The sequence below is a fragment of the Kitasatospora sp. NPDC059812 genome (genome assembly GCF_042732075.1).
Taxonomy (GTDB): Bacteria; Actinomycetota; Actinomycetes; order Streptomycetales; family Streptomycetaceae; genus Kitasatospora.
Genome location: NZ_JBHWIO010000038.1, coordinates 54571 through 60288 on the forward strand (window position 1 = coordinate 54571; position 5718 = coordinate 60288).

The following is a 5718-nucleotide window of genomic DNA, read 5'->3' on the forward strand; positions in this document are numbered from 1 at the left end:
CCACATCCGCCGCCGCGGCCCCCCACCGCCACCCCGCCCCCGCCGCCCAGCCCCCCCCCACCCGCCGGCGGGGGCGCGCCGGCCCCCCCCCCCCCCCCCCCGGGTCGGTGTGGCAATGGTGGGGGCGGAGCTACTCGCGCAGTCCGATGGCCTCCACCGGGCGGGCGCGCAGGGCGAGCTTGGTCGGCACCAGAACGGCCGCCGCGGCCAGGGCCGAGGTCGCCGCCACGATCGCCAGGTAGAGCAGCGGCGGAATGTGCGGAACCAGGGACCCGGTCAGGCCCATGCTCACCGTCATCAACGGCACGATGGGCACCAGGCTGCCGACCACCACCGCGATCAGGATCAGCATCAGCGTCTCGGTGCGCATCATCCGCATGACCTGTTCGGGGGTCGCGCCCACCAGCCGCAGCAGCGCGAACTCCCGTGCTCTGGACAGCGTGGTCATCACCAGGGTGTTGGCGACGGCCACCGCGATGTACCCGAAGACCAGGACCAGCGGCAGCGCGCTGCCGAACAGGTTGGCCGTGCCGGCCTTCTCCTGGGCGGCGGACAGGCCGCCCTTGTCCTGGACGTGCACCCCGGGGTAGCGGTCGTTGAGCCCGGTGAGCTCCCCGATCACCTTCTTCTTGTCGGCGCCGTCCTTGGCCCGCACCAGCACCGAGTCGTACATCCGGCGCGAACTGTGCTGGAGCACGGTGTCGTAGGACAGGGTGATGTCGCCGAAGCCCAGGCCGCGCTTGTACACGGCGATCACCTTCGGCTCCAGCGTCTGCCCGTCGGGCATGTGCACCTTGATCTGGCCGCCGACGCCCGCGCCGAGCGTGGCCGAAGCCCCGCTGCTGATCGCCACCGTGTCCGTGGACAGGTTGTCCAGGGAGCCCTCGGAGACGTCCAGGTCGACGACCCGGCTCAGGTTGCCCGGGGTCAGCCCCTGCGCCTTGTAGTCGAAGATCTCCGGCGAGCCGAGCATCTTCGTCGAGGCGAACAGGTCGACCCGCACCGTCCCGGCCGCGGCGTCCACCCCGTCCAGGCCGGCGATGAACTTCGGCGCGGTGACCGGCAGGCCGCCGGAATCGCTGGTCACCGTGTAGTCGGCGACGACGCCCGCCTGGGCCTGCGCCTCGGCCGCACCCGACGTGGTGGTCGGGATGAACAGCTGCACCGAGGCGAAGCCGATCGCCAGGATCAGCGGGCCGATGCCGGCCGCCAGCCGCCGGGCGTTGGCCCGGGTGTTGGCCACGGCCAGGAACCCGAGGGTCCCGAACCGCCGCTGGAACGGCGCGGCCATCAGCCTGGTCGCCTTCGCCACCACCGGCGGGGCCAGCATGAGGATCGCGATCACCATGATCAGACCGCCGCTGCCGGCCGCGGCCACCGCGAAGATGCTGCCGAAGAACAGCGGCAGCAGCGACGCGCAGAAGCCGAGGACGAACAGCAGGATCCCGATGGCCACCCGGGCGCCGCCGATGCCCGGCTGCTCGGTCTGGGCCTCGCTGAGCGCCTCCACCGGCCGGATCGACACCACCCGGCGGGCCACCGCGAACGCCGCCACCTGCGCGGCGATCACGCCGATGCCGACCGCGGCGATCGCCGGGATCGGGCCGTAGGAGAACTCGAAGTCGTCCGGCAGGATGCCGATCGCCCCGAGCGCCCCGCGCAGCACCCCGGCGGCCAGCATGCCGGGGAAGCAGCCCAGGATCGAGGCCACCAGCGAGATCACCAGGGCCTCGCCCGAGATCATCTTGTGGATCTGCTTGGGCGTCGCGCCGACCGCGCGCAGCAGCGCCAGCTCGCGCCGGCGCTGGTGCACGCTGAGCGCCAGGGTGCTGCCCACCACCATCATGGTGATCAGCACGACGGTGCCGCCGAGCGAGCCCGCCAGCTCCTTCAGGCTGCCCCGGGCCGAGGCGACGTCCGGGTTCTCGACGCTGCTGCGCCCGTCACCGGTGTAGACGTCGATCGCGGAGCCCTTGAGCGCCTTGTCGATCCGGTCGCCGAGCTTGCCGGCGTTGGTGTCCTTGGGCGCCAGCACGCCGATGGCGCTGACCTGGTCGGTGCGGCCGAACAGGGTGCGCGCCTCGTCGTCGGAGAAGAACACCGGCGGGGTGCGCAGCGCCCCGCCGCCGCCCTTGTAGGTGACGATGCCGACGATCTTGTACGAGCTGGCGTCCCGGGTGGAGGCGATCTTGACGCTGTCGCCCACCTTCACCTTGCGGTGGTCGGCGACGGACTTCTCCAGCACCACCTCGCCGGCGCGCTTCGGCTCGTCGCCGTTGCGGTCGTACGGGCCGAGCGCGGCCGCGCCCCAGTTGGTGCCGTTGGACGTCCGGTCGTCGGCGCCCTTGACCAGCTCCTCGCCGTCGTTGGAGACGACCTGCGCGGGGAAGGTGAGCACCGGGACGGCCTTGTCGACGCCCTCGGTCCTGGCGACCTTGTCGACCAGGTCGATCGGGACGCCGACGGCGTCCTTGAGGTCCTTGGACTTGCTCTTCTTGGCCTCGTGGACCGTGAAGTGCTTCTGACCGCCGACCACGACCGCAGCGCCGGAGTAGCGCTGGACCGGCACCCCGTTGCCGATGCCGGACTGCAGGATGATTCCGAAGGCCGTGACGAGCACGGACGCGCCGAACAGGGCGACGAACGCCCCGACGAACCCGGCCTTACGCTCCTTGACGGTCTGTACGACGAGCCTGAACACGTCTCACCACTCCCCCAGCCGGGTCATGCGCTCGGCCACCCGGTCCGGAGTGGGGTGCGTCATCTCCTCCGCGTAGCTCCCGTCCGCGAGGAACACCACGCGGTGCGCGTAGGAGGCGGCGATCGGGTCGTGGGTCACCATGATCACCGTCTGTCCGAGGCTGTCCACGACCTCGCGCAGCAGCGTCAGCACCTGCTTGGCGGTGCGGGTGTCCAGCGCGCCGGTCGGCTCGTCCGCGAAGACCACCTCGGGCCGCGCCGCCAGCGCCCGGGCGATGGCCACCCGCTGCTGCTGGCCGCCGGACAGCTCCGAGGGCCGGTGGCTCATCCGGTCGGCGAGACCCACCTGCGTCACGACCTGCTGCAACCACTGGTGGTCCGGCTGGCGGCCGGCCAGCATCAGCGGCAGGGTGATGTTGTCCGCGACGGTCAACGCCGCCATCAGGTTGTACGCCTGGAAGATGAAGCCGACCCGCTCCCGGCGCATGATGGTCAGATCGACCTCGCTCAGCTGCGCCAGCTCGGTACCGCCGAGCACCACCGAGCCGGCGTCCGGGCGGTCCAGCCCGGCGGCGCAGTGCAGGAAGGTGCTCTTGCCCGCCCCGGACGGACCCATCACCGCGGTGAAGGTGCCCCGGGCGAAGGCGAGGGACAGATCGCGCAGCGCGTGCACGGCCCCGGCGCCCTTGCCGTACGTCTTCCGGACCCCGTCGAGACGGACGACCCAGTGGGCGTCCAGAGCGGCACTGCCGTCCGGCCGCGGCGGCGCCGCGTACTCCTCCTCCGCGGCCGCGCTCTGGAACTCCTCCGTCCGCGCTCCGCGTCCCTTTCTGCTCACTTCCGGCCTCCACCACTCGCACGCACTACTTGACGTTCACGAAGGTAAGTCCTGGAGCAGGTGCGGAACCAGGGCACGAACTGGAGAGTCGATGGTGCAGAAAAGTGCCACCCACCGCCGCATTTGGGACGGTGGTAGGGTGATCGGGATGACGACTCGGAGGGTTTTAGGAGCCGTGCGCGCCCCCAGCATTGCCGAGTTGCGACGCTTACAACCCGAGCAGTGGGTCCGCCAGACGGTGATCCGTTTCCCTCCGGCCGCGGGCTACGTCCTGCTCTGCCTGATGACCGGACTCGCCGGGCTGCTGCTGTTCTACCTGATCGCCATCATCTTCGCGCTCTGCCTGGTCGGAACGGGCTTCCTGCTGCTGCCCAGGACACTGCGGGTGCTGCGCAGGTACGCGGAGGTCCACCGCCGGTGGGTCGGCCGGCTGCTGGAGACCGAGGTCCGCACGCCCTACCGCGACCTGGAGCCCGGCCGCACCGGCCCCCGCAAGCCCTCCCTGCGCGACCCGGCCGTCCGCAAGGACCTGGTCTGGGTGATCACCCACGGCGTCGTCGGCTCGGCCCTGTGCATCTTCGCCCTGAGCATCTGCGGCAACGCCTTCAACTGGCTGTCCGCACCGGTGTGGTGGAAGCTCGCGTCGGGCGAGCGCAACTCGATCATCCTGATGAACGTCGACTCGTGGCTGAAGTCCTTCGTCGCGGTGTTCATCGGCGTCGGCTACGCCGTGGTGGCGATGGCCGCGATGCGCGGGCTGGCCCTCGTGCACGCCCGGATGTCCCGCCGGCTGCTGACCGCCCGCCCCCGGGTCGCGCTCGCGCAGCGGGTCCGCGAACTCTCGGTGACCCGCGCCGAGGCGCTCGACGCGCACGACGCCGAACTGCGCCGGATCGAACGCGATCTGCACGACGGCGCGCAGGCCGGCATCGTCGCCGTCTCGCTGCGGCTCGGCATGATCAAGCGCGCGCTCGGCCAACGGCCCGAGCAGGTCCCGGAGATGGTGGACGCGGCCCAGAACCTCGCCGAGCAGGCGTTGGAGTCGCTGCGCCACCTCGTCCGCGGCATCTACCCGCCGGTGCTCGCCGACCGCGGGCTGACCGACGCCGTCCGGGCGCTCACCGCGCTGTGCGGGGTCCCGACCCGGATAGACATCGACGAGTCGGCCGGCGCGGCGCCCCGCGCGCCCGCCGCCGCCGAGGCCGCGGCCTACTTCGTGATCTCCGAGGCGCTCACCAACATCACGAAGCACAGCGGGGCGCGCAGCGCGCTGGTGTGGCTGCGGATCGCGTCGGACGCCATCTCGATCAGGGTCGAGGACGACGGCAAGGGCGGCGCCACCGAGGGCACGGGGAGCGGGATCCTCGGACTCCGGCGCCGGGTCGCCGCCTTCGACGGGACCACCGACCTGTTCAGCCCGCCCGGGGGCCCGACCGTACTGAAGGTGGAGATTCCATGCGGATCCTGATCGCCGAAGACAACGCCCTGCTCCGTGAGGGGCTGGTCCTGCTGCTGAACAGCGAGGGGCACGAGGTGTGCGTCACCGTGGACAACGGGGACGACCTGCTGCCCGCGCTGCTCGCACACCGCCCGGACGTCGCCGTGGTGGACGTCCGGCTGCCGCCGACGTTCCGGGACGAGGGCCTGCGCGCCGTCGTCGAGGCCCGCAAGCAACTGCCCAACCTGCCCGTCCTGGTGCTCTCGCAGTACGTCGAACGGGCGTACGCGACGGAGCTGCTGGCGCAGAGCGCCTCCGGGGTCGGCTACCTGCTGAAGGACCGGGTCGGGCGCGCCGAGGAGTTCCTGCTCGCGCTGGAGCGGGTCGCCGACGGCGGCACCGCGATGGACCCGGAGGTCATCTCGCAGCTGATGGTCCGCCGGGCCGGCGACGACCCGCTGTCCTCGCTGACCCAGCGCGAGCGCGAGGTCCTGGCGCTGATGGCGGAGGGGCGCAACAACGGCACCATCGCCGAGATGCTGTTCATCGCGGAGAGTTCGGTGAACAAGCACATCGGCAACATCTTCGCCAAGCTGAACATGCCCACGCCGGACAGCGGCCACCGCCGGGTGCTCGCCGTGCTCACCTACCTGCGGGCCTGAACGCCCGAAGGAAGACGTGGGGGGGTGGGGGGCGGCCCGGGGGGGCCGCCCCCCCCCCGCGGCCCCGCCCCAAAAAACCC

General features: G+C 71.7%; 4 protein-coding genes. 2 read left to right on the forward strand and 2 right to left on the reverse strand.

The genetic code is table 11. The features are described 5' to 3' along the window. Positions 1–130: 130 nt before the first annotated feature. Positions 131–2701, reverse strand: coding sequence for an FtsX-like permease family protein (locus ACFV6D_RS20355; RefSeq protein ID WP_063349709.1), 2571 nt, complete (start codon positions 2699–2701; stop codon positions 131–133). A gap of 3 nt (positions 2702–2704) precedes the next feature. Next, entirely contained in the window at positions 2705–3439 is a 735-nt protein-coding gene (locus ACFV6D_RS20360; protein ID WP_063351478.1) for an ABC transporter ATP-binding protein, read from the reverse strand. 298 nt (positions 3440–3737) lie between these two features. Between ACFV6D_RS20360 and ACFV6D_RS20365 the strand changes: the two genes are divergently transcribed. Further along, positions 3738–5006 (forward strand): sensor histidine kinase, encoded by a 1269-nt coding sequence (locus tag ACFV6D_RS20365; RefSeq protein WP_244293481.1) that lies wholly within the window; start codon positions 3738–3740, stop codon positions 5004–5006. Continuing rightward, positions 4994–5638, forward strand: coding sequence for a response regulator transcription factor (locus ACFV6D_RS20370; protein WP_063349707.1), 645 nt, complete (start codon positions 4994–4996; stop codon positions 5636–5638). The genes ACFV6D_RS20365 and ACFV6D_RS20370 overlap by 13 nt, the downstream gene beginning before the upstream one ends. The last annotated feature ends 80 nt before the right edge of the window (positions 5639–5718 follow it).

Excerpts from the sequence above, each read along its gene's own strand:
- ACFV6D_RS20370 (WP_063349707.1), top strand. The coding sequence starts at position 4,994 with ATGCGGATCCTGATCGCCGAAGACAACGCCCTGCTCCGTGAGGGGCTG.